The following is a 17,033-nucleotide window of genomic DNA, read 5'->3' as shown; positions in this document are numbered from 1 at the left end:
AGGGGACGAGGCGTCCGCGGGCGTCCGCGCGCCCGCCGCCGATCCGGCGGACGACGGCCGCGACCATCGCCTCCAGGAGCACGCGCCCCCGCTCGCCGGACGCGCCCGCCGGGTCGCCGAGGACGCCGGTCGGCGAGACGGCGCGGACGCCCCGGGCGACCAGGTCGGGCATCAGCTCCGCCAGCGGGCGGGCGTCGCCGGTGACCGCGCCGAACGGGCGGACGAGGTGCGGGGCCAGGTGCAGCATCACCGAGGTCTCGGTGGACCCGGCGTGCGCGTCGCCGGGGACCTCGCAGGCGGTCCAGCCGACGTCGTGGCCTTCGGCGCGCATCCGGCCCACTGCGGCGTCGAGGGTGGGGACGTTGCCGCCGTGCCCGTTGACGAGGACGACGCGTCCGGCCCACAGCGCGAGCGAGCGGACGGCCTCGACCAGCACGGTGCGCAGCGCGTCGTGTCCGATGGACACCGTCCCGGGGAAGCCGGCGTGCTCGCCGCTGGCGCCGTAGGCGATGGCCGGGGCGACGAGGACGGGTCCGCCGGACCGGGCTTCGAGGACGCCGGCCGCGCGCTCGGCGACGGCCTGCGCGATCACCGTGTCGGTGGAGAGCGGCAGGTGCGGGCCGTGCTGCTCGGTCGAGCCGACCGGGACCAGCACCAGCGGATCCGCCGGGATGTCGGGCCAGGCGGATCCGGCCAGGTCGCGGGTCGCCGCGCCGGCCACGTCAGCTCGCCGGGTCGCCGGGCGCGTCGCTCCCGCCCAGGGTGAGGCGGAAGCCGGGCGGGACGACGAGGTCGTCCGCGGACAGCTCGTGGACGCCGGCACGGCCGAGGCCGAGGACGGCGGAGTCGAGGCCGCCGCGCAGGATGTCGAGGACGTTCTCGACCCCGGCCTGCCCGTTGGCGGCGAGGCCCCACAGGTAGGCGCGGCCGATGAGGACGGCGCGGGCGCCGAGCGCGAGGGCCTTGGCGACGTCGCCGCCGCGCCGGATCCCGCCGTCGAGGAGGACCTCGACCTGGTCGCCGACCGCCTCGGCGATGGACGGCAGGACGCGGATGGTCGCGGGGGTGGTGTCGAGGTTGTTGCCGCCGTGGTTGGAGACCGAGATGGCGGTGACGCCCGCGTCCACGGCCTTCCTGGCGTCGTCCACGCGGGTGACGCCCTTCAGCATGAACGGGCCGCCCCACTCCTTGCGGAGCCAGGCGACGTCCTCCCAGGTGGGCGGCGGGGTCTGCATCCACTCGCCGTAGGCGCCGAAGAACGTCGGGACCGAGCCGTCCGCCGACGCGAGGTTCGGGGCGGTGAGGTCGGGGATGCGCTTGGTCTTCGCGAACCGCCACAGCCAGCCGGGGTGCGGCAGGACGCCCGGCGCCAGCTTCACCGCGGTCTTCAGGTCGATCCTCTCGGGGATGACGGGGCTGCCCCAGTCGCGGCCGTTGGAGAACGACCAGTCGAGGGTGGCGATGAGCGCCTTGGCGCCGGCCGCCCGCGCCCGGTCCATGCGCCGGACCATCGTGTCGCGGTCGCCGCTCCAGTACATCTGGAAGAAGACGTTCGGGTTGGCGGCGGCGACCTCTTCGATGGGCTTGCTGGCGAACGAGCTCAGCCCCATGATGACGCCGCGGTTCGCGGCGGCGCGCGCCACCGCGACCTCGCCGTCCGGGTCCACCGCCTGGACGCCGGTGGGGGAGATGAGCACGGGCATCGAGGTCTCGACGCCCAGCACCGTGGTGGACAGGTCCCGGTTCGCGTGGTGCCCGGCGACGTGGGGCGCGAAGCCCAGCTCGGCGAACGCGGCGGTGTTGCCGTGGGCGGTCCGGCCGCGCTCGGAACCGGCGAGCAGCGCGCCGTACACCATGTAGGGCAGCCGCTTCTTGGCCCGGCGCTGGGCCTCGGCGACGGTCTCGAACCAGGGGTTTCTCGGCATCGGGGTTGTCTCCTCGCGAGGGCGGCGGCCGGGGCGCGGGCCCCTCCGCCGCCCGGGACGGATGGTGCGGCCTAAGGGATGCGGAGGCCGGCCAAGGGGTCTTCGGCGCAGGCGCTCACCGGCGGACGGTCCGGGTCGGGCCGGCGGGTGAGCGTCAGCGGCACCGGCCCCCGGCGGGCGGGCGCGGTTCCGCGGGAGGTCCCGCGGGAGTGGTCGGCGGACGGCCTGGGGATGCCCGCCCGGTCCTCGGGCCGCGCGGCCAGCAGCCGCTCGCCGTGGCCCTGGACGCATTCGGGGTCCGGCCCGTCCAGCGGCAGCCCGGTGAAGAACTTGGCGGCCATGCAGCCGCCCTTGCACGTGTCGTAGAAGGAGCAGGACGCGCACGCGCCGCCGTTCTGCGGCTCGCGCAGGCCGCGGAACAGCTCCGACTCGCGCCACACCCCCGCGAACCCGCCGGGCTCCCGGACGTTCCCGGCGAGGAACGCGTCGTGGATGGCGAACGGGCAGGCGTAGACGTCGCCGACCGGGTCGATCAGGCACACCACCCGCCCGGCGCCGCACAGGTTGAGGCCGGGGAGGGCCTGCCCGTAGGCCGACAGATGGAAGAACGAGTCGCCGGTCAGGACGTCCTCGCCGTGCGCGACGAGCCAGTCGTACAGCTCCCGCTGCTGGGCGGCGGTCGGGTGCAGCTCGTCCCACACGTCGGCGCCGCGCCCGGACGGCCGCAGCCGGGTCAGCCGGAGCTGCGCGCCGTACTCGTCGGCGATCGCCTTGAACGCGTCCATCTGCGGGATGTTGTGCCGGGTGCACACCACCGACAGCTTGAAGTTCCGCATCCCGGCGTCGCGCAGGTTGCGCATGGCGCGCAGGGCGGTGTCGTAGGAGCCGGGGCCGCGGACCGCGTCGTTGACGTCGGGGGTCGCGCCGTCCAGCGAGATCTGCACGTCGACGTAGTCGTTGGCGGCGAGGCGCCGCGCCGCCTCCGGCGTGATGCGGACGCCGTTGGTGGAGAACTTCACGCCGACGTGGTGGGCGGTGGCGTAGTCGAGCAGCTCCCAGAAGTCGGAGCGGACGGTCGGCTCGCCGCCGCCGATGTTGACGTAGAAGACCTGCATGGCCTCCAGCTCGTCGATGACGGCCTTGGCCTCGGCGGTGGACAGCTCGCGCGGGTCGCGCCGCCCCGACGACGACAGGCAGTGCGCGCAGGCCAGGTTGCAGGCGTAGGTGAGCTCCCAGGTCAGGCAGATCGGCGCGTCGAGACCGCGTTCGAACAGGTCGACAAGCCGCGTCCCGGCACTGGGTCCGAGGGCCCGTTCCATGGCGGGTGCGGCGGCGCTCGTTGCGGGGTCGGCGGTCATGGGGTCCTTTCGACGACCATCCGCGACCGGACCAGGGCGGCCAGCGCCGCGGAGTACCGGGCCAGGTCGGAGTCGGGCACCCCGGCCGCCGTGCAGGCGGCGCGGGCGGTGGGCGCGTCCTCCAGGGACCGGACGACCTCCAGCAGGCGGCGGTCCTTCAGGAAGGACAGCTTGCGGGTGCCGAAGTGGTAGAGGAGGGCGCCGAACGGTTCGGGCCGCACCGAGACCTGCGGGTGCAGGTCCCAGGCGCGGTCGATGTCGATCCCGGGCACGGGGCTTTCCGGACGGCCTAGTAGACGCCGCACATGCCGTCGATCGAGACCTCCTCGATCAGGGACTCGGCGGCGGCGAGCTCCTCGGCGGTGTCGTCGGTCTGCTTCTCGGCCTGGTCGGGGGCGGCGGTGTCCATGGATCCTCCTGAGCCGTGCGAGCCGTCGGGCGGTGCCGGCCGCGCCGGTGGGTGCGGCCGCGCCACGTGTCCGCGATACTAAGTGCACCGAGTGCCAAAAGGAAGGCGCCGGAGGGGGACGGCATGGTGGAGTCCGGAGACCGGCGCCCCGACGTCATCGTCGTCGGCGCGGGCGGCAGCGGCGCCGTCCTGGCGTCCCGGCTCAGCGAGGACCCGGCGCGCGAGGTCCTGCTCCTGGAGGCCGGGCCCGCGCCCGCCTCCCTCGCCGCGTTCCCGCCAGAGCTGCTGGACGCGCTGGCCGTCCCCGGAGCCCGGCCGGGACGCGCCGCCGTCCGCATGTACGCGGCCCGGCTCAGGCCGGACATGCCCTATGAGGCGGCCCGGGGGCGCTACCTAGGCGGTTCGACCACCGTCAACGGCGGCTACTTCATCAGGGCCCGGCGGGAGGACTTCGACCGCTGGTCCGCCGCCGCGGGCGATCCGCTGTGGTCGTACGACCGCGTCCTGCCGTACCTGCGGGCCCTGGAGACGGACCTCGACCATGGCCCGGCGGCCGACCAAGAGATCGCCGCCTCGCCGCACGGCGGGCGCGGGCCGATGCCCGTGCGCCGCACCGGCCTGCTGCACCCCGCCGCCGCCGCGTTCCGGACGGCCGCCTCCGAGCTGGGCTATCCGGACGAACCCGACAAGAACGACCAGCGGCCGCCCGGATTCGGGCCCGTGCCCACCAACACCGTGGACGGCCGCCGGATCAACACCGGGATCGCCTACCTGCTCGGCGCGGCGGCCGCGCGCCCGAACCTCACGGTCATGGGCGACCGCGCGGTGCGGTCGGTCACCGTGCGCCGCGGCCGGGCGACGGGCGTCGTCATCGGGCGGGCGGGCCGTCCGGCGGTCCTGGAGGCACCGGAGATCGTGCTGTGCGCGGGCGCCCTCGCGTCACCGCACCTGCTGCACCTGTCCGGGATCGGCCCGGCGGACGACCTCGCCCGCGCCGGTATCGCGGCCGTCCACGACCTCCCCGCCGTCGGCGCCGCGCTCAGCGACCACCCGCAGGTCGTCGTGGAGTGGGCGCCGCGCCGGCCGATGGCCGCACCGTCCGGCTCCTGGCTCGGCGGGGCCCTGCACCTGCGCTCCTCGGACGGGAACGCGGCCGGGGACCTGGAGGTCCTCCAGTCGCTCGTCCCCATGGCGGGCCTCGTCACCGGGGCGGCGTCCGTCCCCGGCGCGCCGCTGGCGTTCTTCGCGTCCGTCCAGACGCCGCGGACCACCGGCGGGCTGCGCACCGTGTCGGACGACCCCGACGTCCCGCCCCTCGTCGACTACGGCTACCTCGGCACCGGGGACGACCGGCGCCGGATGCGCGAAGCGGTCCGTGCGACGGCCGAGATCGTGGCGTCCAAGGCCTTCGGCGCGGTCTCCGAGGGACTGGCCGGGTTCGACGCGGACACGCTGGCCGACGACCGGACGCTCGACGCGTGGATCCGGGAGCGTCTCGGCACGGCCCAGCACACCTGCGGCACCGTCCCGATGGGCCCCGCCGGCGCCGGCTCCGCCGTGGACGCGCAGGGCCGGGTGCACGGCCTGACCGGGCTCCGCGTCGCCGACACGTCCATCCTGCCGACCGCGCCGCTGCGCGGCCCCGCCGCGACCGCCGTCCTCATCGGCGAGGTGATCGCCGGCGCCATGCGCCGCGAAGACGGCTGACCGCGCCGCCGGTCAGGCCCCCGCCGCGGGCGCGGCCTCCTCCAGCATCGCCGTCATGCCGGACCCGACGTGCCGGATCGCCGCGTCCAGCAGGTCCGAGAGCGGCGGCGGCGCCTCGCACGACAGCCACTGCTCGTACGCGGAGACCGACGCGGCGAGCACGACGTACCCGCAGAGCCGCAGCGACGGCTCCGACGCCGGCAGGCCGGTGCGCCCGGCGACGAACCCGGTGACGACCGCGCGCCAGGCGGCGTACCGCAGGGTGGCGTCGGCCTGGAGCGTCGGCACCCCGAGGATCAGCTCCATGCGCTGCCGGTGCCAGGGCACGTCCACCGGGTCGAACCGGTTGAACTCGACCACGGCGGCGCGCACCACGTCCATCGTCGGGACGCGCGGATCGGCCTCGTCGAAGAGCTTCCGCAGCTTCTGCAGGTGCTCCTCGAAATCGCCCCAGACCAGGTCGTTCTTGGACGCGAAGTAGCGGAAGAACGTCCGGCGCGCGATCCCCGCGGCGCGGGCGATGTCGTCGACGGTCGTCGCGTCGAAGCCCTGCCGGGCGAACAGCTCGAACGCCAGCCGCTCCATCGCGGCCCGCGAGGTCGCACGCGGCCGGCCCATGCCCCGCTGGGCGACGTCCCTGCCACTGCCCGCTGCCACGCGCACCAGGTTCCCACGTCCCCGCCGCGGCCGTCAGCCACCGGAGCGACGAGCAGGGCCGCGCCCCCCGCCCGCGCCGGACGGCGGCCACGACCCTGCCCCACGGAGCCCGCTCAACGACGCCGCTGCGCCGATGACCGCGTTACGGGGCCCGCTCTACGGGTTCTGCTTCACGATGCCGGCCCGGTCCGGGCGGGGACGGCCTCGATGAGGCTCAGCGCGTACGGCAGGTCGATCACCCGCGTGGCCTCCAGCCCGGCCTCGCGGAGCAGGCCCAGGTACTCGTCGCGGCCGCGCTCCCGGCCGCCGTCGAACAGCGCCATCATCCGCATGTCGAGGTACTTGCCGACGTGCGGCCGGTCGTCGTCGGGGAGGAGCATGTCGAGCAGCAGCACCCGCCCGCCGTCCGGCATGGCGGACCGGACGTTGGCCAGGATGCGCACGGCGTCCTCGTCGCCCCAGTTGTGGACGATGTTGGACAGCAGGTAGGCGTCGGCCTTGGGGACGTCGGAGAAGAAGTCACCGGCGACGACCTCGCACCGGTCGGCGACCCCCTCGGCCGCCAGGTGCTCGCGGGCCGACGGGACGGCAGACGGCAGGTCGAACAGGATGCCCCGCAGCTCGGGGTTGGCCCGCAGGACCGTCGCGACGATGCTGCCGTTGCCGCCGCCGACGTCGGCGAGCGTGCCGATCCCGGTGAAGTCGTAGGCGTCCGCGGTCGCGTGGGCGATGCCCTTCGACCGCGTCGCCATGAAGGCGTCGAACTCGCGCCGCAGCTCGGCGTCCTCCTCCAGGTAGCCGTAGGTGCTCCGGTACCGGGCGGCGAACGCCGTCCGGCCGGTGTGCACGGCGGTGGCGAGGTCGCCCATGGCGCCGAGGAGGACCGGGTTGGTCTGCACGACCACGTTCGAGCGCATGGAGTCGGGGGCGTCGGCGCGCAGCGCCTCGCCCGCCGGGGTGAGGGCGTAGGTGCCGGGCGCGGTCGTCCGGACGAGCCCGATGGCGGCGGCGGTGCGCAGCAGCCGGCCGAGCTCCGGCTCGTGGAAGCCGGCGCGCTCGGCGAGCTCCGGCACGGTCAGCGGCCCGCCGGCGAGGAGGTCGGCGAGGCTGAGGTCGACCACCGCGGTGAGGACGGCGAACCGCCACTGCCCGTAGATCAGCTCCCAGATGGTGGAGCGGGGGTCGCCGTCGGCCACGAGGTCCTTGGCGGACGGGTCGACGGCGGAGGGGCCGGTGTCGGATGGGTCGGTCATGGGGCCTTCCTGTGTGCGTCCGGTCGTCCGGGACCGGAGGGCGGGGGATTGGTGTCCGCGGGCGCGGCGCCGGGCGGGGGTCAGGCGTCCCGCCGGTTCCAGGCGAGCAGGCGCCGCTCCACGGCGAGCAGCAGGGTGTTGAGGAGGAAGCCGAGGACGCCGAGCACCACGAGCCCGCCCCACATCGCGGGCAGGTCGAAGGTGCGCTGGGTCTCCAGGAGCAGTTTGAACCCGATCCCGTTCGTGCTGGCCACGAGTTCGGAGATGACCATCAGGATCAGCGAGAGCGACAGCGACAGCCGCAGCCCGGCGAAGACCTTCGGGGCGGCGGCGGGCAGGATGATCCTGAACAGCCGCTGCGCCGGGGTGAGCCGGAACACCCGGGCCGTGTCCATGAACTGGCCGTCCACGCCCCGCGCGCCCTCCGCGGTGTTGATCAGCACCGGCCAGATCACCCCGAACACGATCGTCGCGATCTGCATCTGCGTGCCGACCTTGAAGATCGCGAGGAAGACCGGCAGCAGCGCGGGCGGCGGGATCGCCCGGCAGAACCGGAGCGCCGGCTCGACGAAGTCGCCGACCGACGAGCGCCCGACGACCAGCCCGAGGACCAGGCCGGCGAGGCTCGCGAGCGCGAACCCGCCGAGCAGCCGGGCGAGGCTGGGCAGCAGGTTGGCGACCGCGTCGTCGGTCATCCAGAGCCGGGCGGCCGGCCCGGAGAACCACAGCCGGCGGAGCTGCGTCGCGATCTGCCAGGGCGTCGGGAAGAACGGCTCCTCAGCCCGCCGCGTGGCCGCCTCCCAGGCGAGGACGAGGGCGGCGACGAGCGCCAGGCGGGCGCCGTTGCGCGCGACCGGGTTCACCGCTGGGCTCCGAGTCGTGCCACGTTCCAGCGGAACAGCCGACGCTCGGCGCCGCCGAGCAGGGCGTCGACCGCGAGGCCGAGCGCCCCGGCCCACAGCGCCGTCCCGATGGCCAGGTCGGTCTCGTAGCCGCTGCCCACCTGAATCATGAAGACGCCGATCCCGCTGCTGCCGCCGGAGATCAGCTCCACGCTCACCGCGACGATGAGCGCGACGGAGGCGGCGAGCCGGACGCCGGTCGCGATGAACGGCGCCGCGCTCGGCAGCGACACCCGCCACAGCACGGCCGGCGTCCCGAACCCGTAGGCGCGGAGGGTGTCCTTGGCCTGCGGGTCGACCTCGGCCAGCCCGTACATGGTGTTGACCAGCACGGGCCAGGACGCCGCGTAGCCGATGACCAGCAGTTTCATGCCCTGCTCGTCCTGGAGGACCAGCAGGGCCAGCGGCGCGATCGCCACCGACGGCAGCGGGCGCAGGAACTCCAGCACCGGCCGCGTGACCGTCTCCACGCCGGGCAGGCCGCCGAACAGCAGGCCCACCGGCACGGCGACGGCGATGGCGATGAGCAGCCCGAACGCCGCCACCGTGAGGGTGGCGGCGACGCTCCGGAGCCACTCGGCGTTCCCCGCGAGCCCGAACGCGCGGCGGAGGACGGCCGTCGGCGGGGGGAGGACGGTCGGGTCGGCGCCGCCCGCGCGGATCGCCGCCTCCGCGGCGGCGAGGAGCACCACCGCGCCGAGCACGCCGCGGAGCCCGCGGCGTGCGGTGAGGAGCGAACGGGTCATTTGGCGCTGGGCTCGGGCACGATCAGCGTCTTGGCGTCGATCCGGGACGGGATGTACCCGAACTTGAGCAGCAGGTCGGGGACGCGCTGGAGGGCGATGGAGTTGAGCGAGGTCGGGAACGTCCCAAGGGTGATCACCGAGGCCGTGTCGGGCTTGATCTGCGTGTAGGTCGGCAGCACCTGCTCGACCGACCGCCGGTCGGTGGCGGCGATCTTCTGGGCCTTGCTCATCGCCCGCTGGAAGGCGGCGATCGTCTTCGGGTACTTGCGGACGTACGGCTCCAGCGTCGCCCAGCCCGCGACGGGGAAGCTCTCCGTCGCGCCGGTCATGATGTCGGCGACCGCGACGGTGCCCTGCTGGCTCTGGATCACCGTGTTCGTCGGCTCGGTGACGCAGACGACGTCGACCTGCTTGGTCTTCAGCGCGGCCGGCATCTGCGGGAACGGGAGCTCCTTGAACTTGACTTCGGTCTCCTTGAGCCCGTGCGCCTCCAGCAGCGAGGCGATCGCGATCGTGTTGATCGACTTCAGCGACGCGACCGCGATGGTCTTGCCCTTGAGATCCTCCACCTTCCTGGTATTGGCGTCCTTCGGTGCCAGCAGCACGAACGTGTTGGGCCCGGCCCGGTAGGAGTCGGCGACGAAGCGCCACTTCAGGGCGCCCTTCGACGTGGCCACGAAGGCGCTGACGTAGTTGGCGAGGGAGAAGTCCATTGTCCCGGCCTGGAGTTTCGGCCCGGACGCCGGTCCGTTCGGCACGATTTCCGGTTTAACGGTCAGGCCCTCTTCCTTGAAGAAGCCCTTCTGTATCGCGATGAAAAGTGGTGCAGCGTCTGGGACGGGAAGCGTTCCCACGACCAGCTTCGTCTTCTCTGGCCCGGACCCGTTCCCATCTGCGCCGGAGCCACCGCACGCCGACAGTGACAGCGTGATCGCGGTCAGCCCGGCGAGGAATATTTGTCGCCTCCGAAGCATCATGGGTGATGATCCCAGCGGAAGGCCGGGGCGGCGGCAATAAACGTTTTCCCAGCGTCGGGTATCGGCGTGCGCTGTCCGCACAGCCTCGGCACAGCGTGAACCCAGCGTTCCGCCGGCCGGGCTCGGGAAGCCATCAGGTAACGGGGCGTTGGCGGATTACGGATGCCCGCAACGGCGCAGTTTTTCCGCATACTTCCCGCATCCCGGTCGTTCATCGCTTAGATTGAGCCGTCTTGATGATCACGAGAGGTGAAAGCGCGCGATGGCTCGGCGGGAACGGCTGGCGAAAGCCCGCAGAAATGCTGGTCACACCCAGGAGACGCTCGCCGTGGAGATCGGGGTCCACGTGGTGACCGCGCAGCGCTGGGAGCGGGGCACGCTGGGCATCGGCCCGTCGCGCCGGCCCGCCCTCGCGGCCGCGCTCGGCATCTCCGCGCGGGAGCTCAACCGGATCCTGGACGAGGACTCCGCGGACGCCCCCGCCGAGGGCCCCGGCGAGCGCGAGCCCGCCCCCGGCGGCCCGCGGGCCTGGACGGCGGAGGCCCCGCGCATGCTCACCGACTGGGAGCAGGCCGCCTATGGCTACGCCTGCTTCCTCCCCATGCTCCCGCCCGAGGGCATCGTCGACGACCTCGCCGCCGACTTCGCCGAGCTGCGCCGCGCGCTGGACGAGGCGGGCGCGGACCAGGCGCGCGCCGGCCTGCTGAAGGTCGGCGCCCAGATGGCCGCGGTGATGGCGATCGCGCTGGTCGAGGCCGGCGGACCGCCCGCGGCGGCGCGCTGGTGGCGGACGGCCAGGTCGATGGCGGCCTCGTCCGGCGACGTCCTGCTGGACGCCCAGATCTGCGGTCGGCACGCTCTGACCATGCACGGCATCGGCCTGCTGACGCTGGCGAACCGGCTGGCGGACGAGACCGCGGACCTGGTCGGGGACCTGCCGTGCGCCGGGTTAGCCGAGGCGACGGCGGCCCGCGCGCAGATCCTCGCCCACGACGACCCGGCGGCCGCCCGCGCGGAGCTGGCCGCGCTCGAAGCGCTGGCGCCGGCGCTGCCCGCCGAGCTCCGCGAGGAGCACCTGGCCACCTGGGGATGGCCGGACCGGCGCTTCCTCGCCGCGCGCACCGCCGTCCTCGCCGAGCTCGGCGACGCCGGCGTCGTCGACGAGCTCGGCGTGGAGCTCAAGGCCCTGGACCCGGGGCTGGTCCGCGACCGCGCCCAGGCGGGCCTCAAGCTGGCGTGGGCGCTCGTCCGCGCCGGCCGGGCCGAGGAGGGCCTGAAGCGGGCCGCCGAGGTGATCGCCGAGCTGCCGCCCGGCCAGCGCACGGCCCCGGTGGTCCGCCTCGCGACCCGCGTCTTCGACGCCCTGCCCGCCCCCGCCCGCGACCTCCCGCTCACCCAGGACCTCCGCGACCTCATCGTGACCGCCTCGGTCCCCGCCTGCGAATGCCGGACACCCGGCCACCACCCCCGCCACATCCCTGCCCGCGCCTGAATCCGGGGACCGCGACCGCCGCCCCGCACTGACAGTGACGAGCCCGTGGCCCAACGCCACGAGCCACCTCATAGAGTTGTCATGTGGCAGAGATTTCGGATGGTTCGGGGGAAGTCGCCCGGAAGCTGGAGAACATCCAGGCGATCACCGACGACGCGTTCACCCAGCTGGACGTCGAAGGGTTCCTGGACAGCCTCCTCGAACGCGTCCGCCAGGTCCTCTCCGTCGACACCGCCGTGGTCCTGCTGCTCGACCGCCAGGAGCGGTACCTGGTGGCCACCGCCGCCAAGGGCATCGAGGAGGAGGTCAGGCAGGCCGCGCACGTCCCGGTCGGCGAGGGCTTCGCCGGGCGCGTGGCCGCGGACCGGCGGCCGGTCGCCATCGAGGACGTGGCCGCCGCGAACGTGTTCAACCCCCTCCTGGTGAAGCGGGGCCTCCGCTCGCTGCTGGGCGTCCCGCTGGTCGCCGGCGGCACGCTGGTGGGCGTCCTGCACGTGGGCACGGTCACCGCCCGCCGGTTCACCGAGGACGAGACCGCGCTGTTGCAGCTCGCCGCCGCCCGCGCCGCGATGGCGGTGCAGTCGCTGCTCAGCCGGGCCGAGCGCGCCGGCGCCCTGGAGCTCCAGCGCAGCCTCGTGCCGACGGCGCTTCCGGCCGTGCGCGGCGTGGAGTGGGCCGCGCGCTACCGTCCCGGCGCCGAGAGCGTGGGCGGGGACTGGTACGACGCCTTCACCCTCCCCTCGGGCGAGGTCGGCATCGTCATGGGCGACGTGGCCGGGCACGGGCTCGGGGCCGCCGTGGTCATGGGGCGGATGCGCAGCGCGCTGCGGGCCTACGCGCTGGAGACCACCGATCCCGCCGAGGTCCTGCGCAAGCTCAACCGCAAGATCCAGCACTTCGAGCCGGAGGCGACGGCGACCGTGCTGTACGCGGTGTGGGACCTCGCGAGCAACGAGGCGCGGCTGTCGTCGGCCGGCCACTGGCCCCCGGTGCTGGCCCTGCCCGGGGAGGCGGGACACCCGGTGAGCATGAAGACCGACGTCCTGATCGGCTTCGGGGAGGACACGGCCCGCCACACCACCGCCGTCGCCGTGCCCCCGGGCGCGGTGCTCTGCTTCTACACCGACGGCCTGGTGGAGCGGCGCGACGACACGGTCGACAGCGGCATCGGCCGGCTGTGCGAGACCGTGTACGCCGGTCCGCCGGAGGCGGTCACCGCCGCCGTGATGGCGGCGCTCATCGGCCGCCGTCCCACCGAGGACGACGTCGCCCTACTGGTGGTGCGGCGCGGAGCCTGAGCGCCGGTCGGGACGAAGGTCTCCGTCGAGGGCTCCCCGAGGGGGAGGCGAGGCGGACCCCGGCCCTCCCAGGTAGCGGTTCGGGAATCACCACGCCGCGCGATGCCCGTCCGGACCCCGCGGTCGGAGGCTGGACGCCATCCGAACCGATCCGGAAGGACGCACCATGACTCGGCGAACCCCCCGAACGACCCGCCTGATGGCCGGGACCGCCTGCGCGGCGGTCACCGCCGCGCTCATCGGCGCGGCGGCCGTCCCCGCGCTCGCGGACGGACCGGCGCCGGGACCCGCCGCCGCGCAGCAAGGGAGTGCCCAGACCCGGGTCGCCAGGGGCGAACTGGTCTCCGCCCGGCATCTCGGCGGCATGTCCGCGGAGAAGGTGCGCACGTGGCTGGCGGAGGAGGACTTCGACGCCGCGTCCGTCCGGTACGGGGTGGACACCTACCGGCTGGTCTACCGCACCGTCGACACGCGGGGCCGGGCGACCACGGCCAGCGGCCTGCTCGTCCTGCCGCGCAGCGCGGACCGGCGGCTCAGCACCGTCTCGTACACGCACGGCACCGCCAGCCTCAAGGCCGACGCCCCGTCCATGGCCGAGGATGTGTGGGGTCCCGGCCCGGCCGTCACGTACGGGTCGGCCGGTTTCGCGGCGGTCGCGCCCGACTACCTGGGCCTGGGGGAGGGGCCCGGCGTGCATCCCTGGAAGGACGTGCCGTCGGAGACGTCCGCGTCCCTGGACATGCTCCGCGCGGCCCACCAGTTCGTCCCGCGCAAGGGCAGGACCCTGGACGGCCAGGTGTTCGTCACCGGGTTCTCCCAGGGCGCCTCGTCCGCGCTGGGCCTGGCGCGGGCGCTCCAGGGCGGGGCCGACCCGCGGTTCCGGCTGCGGGCCGTGGCGCCGATCGCCGGCGCCTACGACTTCCGGGGCGCCGAACTGCCCGCGCTGCTGGACGGCAAGCTGGACCCGAAGATGTCCGTCGCGTACGTGTCGTACCTGCTCGTGTCCTGGAACCGCATCCACGGCGGGCTCTACCGGACGCCGTCGGACCTCTTCCAGGAGCCGTACGCGAGTCACGTCGAGAAGTACTTCGACGGCACGACCCCCGGGCAGGTCATGCTGGAGGGCCTGCCGGACACCGTGGACGAGCTGCTCACACCGCGCGGGTTCGCGCTGCTGCGGCACCCGTCCGGGACCCTCGCCGCGGCGCTGCGCGTGGACGCCGAGGTCTGCACCGCCTGGACCCCGCGCGTCCCGGTCCGGCTCTACAGGATCAGCCGCGACGAGCAGGCGGCGACGGTGAACAGCGACCACTGCGCGGCGGCCTTCGCAGCGCGCGGAGCGGCCGTCCCGGTGGTGGACGTGGGCGAGAAGACCTACGGCGGTTCGCGGCATCTCGGGGCGAACCTGGCGGGCACGGCGCTGGCCGTCCGCTGGTTCGCGTCCCTGCGCTGAGAGCCGCCGGTCACTCGAAGCGGATGCCCTCCAGCCGGTCGGCGGCGGCGCGGTCCAGGACCGTGACCCCGGCGGCGGGCGGGAGGGCGCCGTCGCGGGCCCGCTCGACGAGCGGCCCCCAGCGCCGGCAGTGCCGGGCGAACGTGGGGCCGGTGACGGCGCGGCCCCGCGCGAACTGCCCGGCGCGGGCCGTCTCGGGATCCACGTCGATGAGGATGACGTGCACCTCGCCGCCGCGCAGCCGCGCCAGCCACGTGAAGCCGCGCAGGATGTGCGGCCAGGTGCCGCGCGTGTGCGCCACGACGCCGTGCCCGCCCGCGACGGCGCGGCCGATGCGCCACACGTGCGTCGCGTGGACGAGGGGGGTGCGCAGGCGGGGCGGCAGGGGGCGCAGGAACCGCGCCCACCAGTTCCGGGACTGCCGCGAGTCGATCACCCGCACCCCGTCCACGGGGACCGGTCCCGTCTCGTCGCCGCGCAGCCGGTACAGCCGGTCGAGCAGCGTGGTCTTGCCCGCTCCGGGCAGGCCGGCGACGAGCACCAGCGAGCCCGCGGGATAGCGCAGGGCGTGTCCTGGGTCCACATCGCTGCGTGGGTGAATGGCTTCTCCTGGGTCTCGGCCCCGAGAACGGTGGAAGTGTGGTTGGACAAACGAACACTCCCTACCGCTTGTTCCGGAGGGCCGGACCGGGCCGCCGCGGAGGCCGCGGCGGGCTCGCGAGCCGCGGAGGCCGCGGCGGAGCTCACCAGCCGCGGGACCGCCATTCGGGGAGCGAGGGGCGCTCGCGGGCGAGCGTGGAGTCCTTGCCGTGGCCCGGGTAGAACCAGGTGGCGTCCGGGAGCCGGTCGAAGACGCGCTCCTCGACGTCCGCCAGGAGCTGCTTGAACAGGGTCGGGTCGCCCCAGGTGTTGCCGACCCCGCCGGGGAACAGGCTGTCGCCGGTGAACAGGTGCGGCGCGGCCGCGAGCTCGCCTCCGGCGTCGTACAGCAGCGCGATCGAGCCGGGCGTGTGCCCGCGCAGGTGGACGACCTCCAGCGTCGCGCGGCCGACGCGGACGGTGTCGCCGTGCTCGACCGGCTCGGCGACCGGCTCGGGCAGCGCGTTCGCGTCGCGCGGGTGGGCGACGACGGGTGCGCCCGTGGCCCGCGCCACCTCGCTCAGCGCCATCCAGTGGTCCTGGTGCCGGTGCGTGGTCACGATCCGCGCGAGCGGGCCGTCGCCGACCAGCTCCAGCAGCCGCGGCGCCTCGTTGGCCGCGTCGACGAGCAGCTGCTCGCCGGTCGCGGTGCATCGCAGAATGTAGGCGTTGTTGTCGTACGGGCCCACCGCCACCTTCGTGACCGTCAGGCCCGGCAGCTCGCGGACGTCGGGCCGCCCGCCGACCTCGACGTTCCCCGTGTAGCTCATCGATTCTCCCGTCGTCGTACCGGGACCATCTTCCACCATGCGCGGCCGCGCGCAGGGGCCTCCGGCCGCGTTCGCGGGAATGCGTCACCAGACGCAGCCGAGTCGTGCGCCGGCGGACGGAGCTTTCCCCCTTGTTGCCCCACGATGGGAGTTGGAAGATCGGAAACGACCCGTGAGGACGGTGGCGCGTTGGTGACTGCATTCCGTCCCGGACCCGGCGAGGAGAGCCCGGAGGACATCCTCGGGCACGCCTGCGCGCTGGTCCGGCTGTGCGGCCAGGACGCCGCGGTGGCCGTGGTGCTCCTCGCCCTGGTGCTCGTCGGGACCGTGACGCGGCTGGCGGCGGGGCTGCCCGGCGTCGCGGCGCTGGCGCTGCTCCCCGTCCTCGCGGGGGCGTTCGCCGTCTCCGCCGGCTACGTCGTCCGGTCGCGGCTGACGCTGGTGGCGGTGCTCGGCGAGGTGCGCGGCCGCACCGGCGCGCCCGTCGACCCGGGCGTGCCGTGGACGCCGTTCGCCTCGTCCACCGCGCTGGACGAGCGGGTCCGCGACGTGGAGCTGCGCCGGCTGCTGTCGGCGGCGCACCGCTGCGGCGAGCTGTCGTGGCAGGCCGTCGCGTGGGCGGTGACGTCGGCGGTGCTGTTCCTGTTCTGGACGCTCGCGGCGGCGATGGCGGGCGGGTGAGCCGGTGATCGACTCCGACGTCCGGCCGGGCAGCTTCTGGGGGCTGCTGGCCCCGACGGACCGGCAGGCCCTGCGGGCCATGGGGCGGCGGACCGACATCCCCCCGGGCGGGATGCTGTGCCACCAGGGCGTGACCGCCCCCGCCGTGTACGTGGTCTTCAAGGCGGTGCCGCGCGCGGCGGGCAACGCGGTGGCCAAGGAGTTCGTGGACTCCAGCGAGGGCGACGAGTCGATCATCGACCTGTTCGGCTCGGGCGACCTGGTCGGGGTCCTCGGCCCGTGGGGGCATCCGCAGCGCGGCACGGTGGCGGCGCTAGACCACGTCGCGGCGCTGCGGGTGGACCGCCGCAAGTTCCGCAGCCTCCTCGCCGCCAACGCCCGCGTCGCCGAGGCGATGATGCACGCGATCTCCGAGAGCGTCACGTACGGGGGCCGGCGGCACGCGGTGCGGGCGGCCGAGCATCCGCAGCGGCTGGCCTACCACCTGCTGGAGCTGGCGCACCGGTTCGGGGAGCGCACCGCGCGGGGGATCGAGATCCCGCTGCGGCTCAGCCAGGCCGAGCTGGCCAACTGGGCCGGGATCTCCCGCGAGACCCTGGTGCGCTGGTTCCGGTTGTGGCGGGAGCGGGGGATCCTCGACCGCAGGCCCCGCCCGCTGACCGTCCTCGACTGGGAGGAGCTGCGCCGCGCGGCGAGCCCGTGGGGCGACGAGTGGCCCGCCGCGGGCTCCGGCGCGGCGCACGAGGGGCCGGCGCGGGCCGCCACC

Annotated in this window: 18 protein-coding genes; 6 read left to right on the top strand and 12 right to left on the bottom strand. The window is 74.6% G+C overall.

Going from position 1 to position 17,033, the window contains the following annotated elements; translation table 11 throughout:
• The 5 genes from mftE to mftA all read right to left on the bottom strand — a co-directional run.
• A partial coding sequence (gene mftE / locus E1300_RS37985; RefSeq protein ID WP_131761964.1) for a mycofactocin biosynthesis peptidyl-dipeptidase MftE occupies positions 1-721 on the bottom strand: 721 nt, incomplete at its 3' end.
• A 1-nt stretch (position 722) separates the two neighbouring features.
• Complete coding sequence (gene mftD, locus E1300_RS37980) at positions 723-1,925, bottom strand: pre-mycofactocin synthase MftD (RefSeq protein ID WP_131761963.1); 1,203 nt, start codon at positions 1,923-1,925, stop codon at positions 723-725.
• A 71-nt stretch (positions 1,926-1,996) separates the two neighbouring features.
• A complete protein-coding gene (mftC, locus tag E1300_RS37975) occupies positions 1,997-3,283 on the bottom strand; it encodes a mycofactocin radical SAM maturase (protein WP_131761962.1) in 1,287 nt (428 codons plus the stop codon).
• Entirely contained in the window at positions 3,280-3,555 is a 276-nt protein-coding gene (gene mftB / locus E1300_RS37970; protein ID WP_207400185.1) for a mycofactocin biosynthesis chaperone MftB, read from the bottom strand. The genes mftC and mftB overlap by 4 nt, the downstream gene beginning before the upstream one ends.
• A 17-nt stretch (positions 3,556-3,572) precedes the next feature.
• Positions 3,573-3,692 (bottom strand): mycofactocin precursor MftA, encoded by a 120-nt coding sequence (gene mftA, locus E1300_RS37965; RefSeq protein ID WP_131761961.1) that lies wholly within the window; start codon positions 3,690-3,692, stop codon positions 3,573-3,575.
• Between the two features lie 123 nt (positions 3,693-3,815).
• Here mftA and mftG point away from each other — a divergent pair, with 123 nt between their 5' ends.
• Positions 3,816-5,399 carry a mycofactocin dehydrogenase MftG gene (gene mftG, locus E1300_RS37960; protein ID WP_131761960.1) on the top strand — a complete coding sequence of 528 codons (1,584 nt, stop codon included), beginning with the start codon at positions 3,816-3,818 and terminating at the stop codon, positions 5,397-5,399.
• A 12-nt stretch (positions 5,400-5,411) separates the two neighbouring features.
• Here mftG and mftR read toward each other — a convergent pair whose 3' ends face one another.
• From mftR to E1300_RS37935, 5 genes are all read right to left on the bottom strand, one after another.
• Positions 5,412-6,056 carry a mycofactocin system transcriptional regulator MftR gene (mftR, locus tag E1300_RS37955; protein ID WP_242619649.1) on the bottom strand — a complete coding sequence of 215 codons (645 nt, stop codon included), beginning with the start codon at positions 6,054-6,056 and terminating at the stop codon, positions 5,412-5,414.
• Between the two features lie 170 nt (positions 6,057-6,226).
• On the bottom strand, positions 6,227-7,309 hold the full coding sequence (locus E1300_RS37950) for a methyltransferase (RefSeq protein WP_131761959.1): 1,083 nt from the start codon (positions 7,307-7,309) through the stop codon (positions 6,227-6,229).
• Positions 7,310-7,389: 80 nt separating this feature from the next.
• Positions 7,390-8,172, bottom strand: a complete 783-nt coding sequence (locus tag E1300_RS37945) for an ABC transporter permease (protein ID WP_131761958.1) — start codon at positions 8,170-8,172, stop codon at positions 7,390-7,392.
• On the bottom strand, positions 8,169-8,957 hold the full coding sequence (locus tag E1300_RS37940; protein WP_131761957.1) for an ABC transporter permease: 789 nt from the start codon (positions 8,955-8,957) through the stop codon (positions 8,169-8,171). Before E1300_RS37940 ends, E1300_RS37945 begins: the two co-directional genes overlap by 4 nt.
• Entirely contained in the window at positions 8,954-9,931 is a 978-nt protein-coding gene (locus tag E1300_RS37935) for an ABC transporter substrate-binding protein (protein WP_131761967.1), read from the bottom strand. Before E1300_RS37935 ends, E1300_RS37940 begins: the two co-directional genes overlap by 4 nt.
• Positions 9,932-10,196: 265 nt before the next feature.
• Between E1300_RS37935 and E1300_RS37930 the strand changes: the two genes are divergently transcribed.
• The 3 genes from E1300_RS37930 (at position 10,197) to E1300_RS37920 (ending at position 14,177) form a co-directional block, all read left to right on the top strand.
• Positions 10,197-11,426 (top strand): helix-turn-helix domain-containing protein, encoded by a 1,230-nt coding sequence (locus E1300_RS37930; RefSeq protein WP_131761956.1) that lies wholly within the window; start codon positions 10,197-10,199, stop codon positions 11,424-11,426.
• Positions 11,427-11,509: 83 nt separating this feature from the next.
• Positions 11,510-12,724, top strand: a complete 1,215-nt coding sequence (locus E1300_RS37925; RefSeq protein ID WP_207400184.1) for a PP2C family protein-serine/threonine phosphatase — start codon at positions 11,510-11,512, stop codon at positions 12,722-12,724.
• A gap of 166 nt (positions 12,725-12,890) precedes the next feature.
• The gene (locus E1300_RS37920) at positions 12,891-14,177 is read left to right on the top strand and encodes an alpha/beta hydrolase family protein (RefSeq protein ID WP_207400183.1); all 1,287 of its coding nucleotides are present in this window, start codon (positions 12,891-12,893) and stop codon (positions 14,175-14,177) included.
• A 10-nt stretch (positions 14,178-14,187) separates the two neighbouring features.
• Here E1300_RS37920 and E1300_RS37915 read toward each other — a convergent pair whose 3' ends face one another.
• Entirely contained in the window at positions 14,188-14,760 is a 573-nt protein-coding gene (locus E1300_RS37915; RefSeq protein WP_131761955.1) for an AAA family ATPase, read from the bottom strand.
• Positions 14,761-14,920: 160 nt separating this feature from the next.
• The gene (locus E1300_RS37910) at positions 14,921-15,586 is read right to left on the bottom strand and encodes an MBL fold metallo-hydrolase (protein WP_131761954.1); all 666 of its coding nucleotides are present in this window, start codon (positions 15,584-15,586) and stop codon (positions 14,921-14,923) included.
• 192 nt (positions 15,587-15,778) lie between these two features.
• Between E1300_RS37910 and E1300_RS37905 the strand changes: the two genes are divergently transcribed.
• Both E1300_RS37905 and E1300_RS37900 read left to right on the top strand, forming a co-directional pair.
• Positions 15,779-16,267, top strand: coding sequence for a hypothetical protein (locus E1300_RS37905; protein ID WP_131761953.1), 489 nt, complete (start codon positions 15,779-15,781; stop codon positions 16,265-16,267).
• 4 nt (positions 16,268-16,271) lie between these two features.
• The coding region (locus E1300_RS37900) for a Crp/Fnr family transcriptional regulator (protein ID WP_131761952.1) at positions 16,272-17,033 on the top strand (762 nt) is incomplete at its 3' end.

The sequence above is a fragment of the Actinomadura fibrosa genome, from assembly GCF_900659615.1.
GTDB classification, from domain to species: domain Bacteria; phylum Actinomycetota; class Actinomycetes; order Streptosporangiales; family Streptosporangiaceae; genus Spirillospora; species Spirillospora fibrosa.
This window is presented reverse-complemented; position numbering and strand designations above follow the sequence as displayed.

What these genes read in the sequence shown, in the direction of transcription:
- mftD (WP_131761963.1), bottom strand. Translation starts at nt 1,925, where the DNA reads ATGCCGAGAAACCCCTGGTTCGAGACCGTCGCCGAGGCCCAGCGCCGG.
- mftC (WP_131761962.1), bottom strand. Translation starts at nt 3,283, where the DNA reads ATGACCGCCGACCCCGCAACGAGCGCCGCCGCACCCGCCATGGAACGG.
- mftA (WP_131761961.1), bottom strand. Translation starts at nt 3,692, where the DNA reads ATGGACACCGCCGCCCCCGACCAGGCCGAGAAGCAGACCGACGACACC.
- mftG (WP_131761960.1), top strand. Translation starts at nt 3,816, where the DNA reads ATGGTGGAGTCCGGAGACCGGCGCCCCGACGTCATCGTCGTCGGCGCG.
- E1300_RS37950 (WP_131761959.1), bottom strand. Translation starts at nt 7,309, where the DNA reads ATGACCGACCCATCCGACACCGGCCCCTCCGCCGTCGACCCGTCCGCC.
- E1300_RS37940 (WP_131761957.1), bottom strand. Translation starts at nt 8,957, where the DNA reads ATGACCCGTTCGCTCCTCACCGCACGCCGCGGGCTCCGCGGCGTGCTC.
- E1300_RS37935 (WP_131761967.1), bottom strand. Translation starts at nt 9,931, where the DNA reads ATGCTTCGGAGGCGACAAATATTCCTCGCCGGGCTGACCGCGATCACG.
- E1300_RS37930 (WP_131761956.1), top strand. Translation starts at nt 10,197, where the DNA reads ATGGCTCGGCGGGAACGGCTGGCGAAAGCCCGCAGAAATGCTGGTCAC.
- E1300_RS37920 (WP_207400183.1), top strand. Translation starts at nt 12,891, where the DNA reads ATGACTCGGCGAACCCCCCGAACGACCCGCCTGATGGCCGGGACCGCC.
- E1300_RS37910 (WP_131761954.1), bottom strand. Translation starts at nt 15,586, where the DNA reads ATGAGCTACACGGGGAACGTCGAGGTCGGCGGGCGGCCCGACGTCCGC.